Genomic DNA, 1,090 nt, shown 5'->3' on the forward strand with positions numbered 1-1,090 from the left:
CCGGAACACTTCGCCCGATGCTGTTAGATTCCGCCGCGGAGGCGTTGCGCCAGACCTTCTCGCCACCGCTCCGGGCGATCCTGTGGAAATCCCTCGGCCTGACGGTCGGGCTCCTGCTCCTGGTCGGGCTCGGCCTGACCCGCCTCATCCAGGCGTTCCAGGCGAGCCACCACATCTCCACCCAGTACCCGATCCTCGACAACCTCGCCTACTATCTGGCGGGGGTCGGTCTCGTCGTGGTCCTCGCCTACCTGATGCCGGCGGTCTCGATCCTGGTGGCGGGCTTCTTCCTCGACGATGCCGCCGAGATCGTCGAGCGCACCGATTTCCCGAATGACCCGCCCGGACGCCCCATGCCGTTCGGAACCGCCATGCTCTATGCGGTGCGCTTCGCCGGCCTGACGCTTCTGGTCAATCTCGCGGCGCTGGTGATCTTCTTCGTGCCGGTGATCGGAATCGCGGCCTTCTTCGCCGCCAATGCCTATCTGCTCTCCCGCGAGTATTTCGAGATGGCGGCGGCCCGGTTCAGGCCCCTTCCGGAGGCCGCCGAGATGCGCCGCGCTTTCTCCGTCCGGACACTCGGTGCCGGTTGCCTGCTGGCGGCCCTGATGGTCGTTCCGATCCTCAACCTGCTGACGCCGCTCTTCGGAATCGCGCTGATGGTCCACCTCCACAAGCGCCTCGGCCGACGCCCGCTGGTGACCGGGCCCCCGCGTTAGGCCCACGCATCTGCGAGGATGCGGCCTGTGACCGCTCTGGCCGGCCCGGCCGTCGCCCGCTACCTTCACCGTGACCCGACCGGACGTTCGGGGCGGAGAGCCGATCGATGAAGGCGCACGACGCGGGTGCGGACGTTCCACCGCCGCCCGGCAAGGTCCCGTTCTTTCTCGTGGGGCTTGCCGCAATGGGTCTCCTGGCCTGGGGCGCCTACGGCCATTGGCAGCGCGACGCGGAGGCGACCGCGACGCTGGAGCGGATCAAGACCCTCGTGCCCCAGGTGCGGACCGTCACGGCCGTGCGGGCGGAGGGTCCCGTCGATCTCGTGCTTCCCGGCGAGATGCAGGCCTTCACCACGGCGGCGATCGCCGCC

1 protein-coding gene and 1 pseudogene are annotated in these 1,090 nt (G+C 69.0%); both read left to right on the forward strand.

All coding sequences use genetic code 11. The annotated features are described in order from the left end of the window. Positions 1 to 17 precede the first annotated feature (17 nt). A complete protein-coding gene (locus I53_RS01600) occupies positions 18 to 719 on the forward strand; it encodes a sulfate transporter family protein (protein WP_043345956.1) in 702 nt (233 codons plus the stop codon). 107 nt (positions 720 to 826) lie between these two features. After that, a pseudogene (locus tag I53_RS01605) lies at positions 827 to 1,090 on the forward strand (efflux RND transporter periplasmic adaptor subunit); the annotation flags it as partial.

Origin of the sequence: Methylobacterium sp. B1 (genome assembly GCF_000333255.1) — a bacterium.
Classification (GTDB): domain Bacteria; phylum Pseudomonadota; class Alphaproteobacteria; order Rhizobiales; family Beijerinckiaceae; genus Methylobacterium; species Methylobacterium fujisawaense.

Excerpts from the sequence above, each read along its gene's own strand:
- I53_RS01600 (WP_043345956.1), top strand. The coding sequence starts at position 18 with ATGCTGTTAGATTCCGCCGCGGAGGCGTTGCGCCAGACCTTCTCGCCA.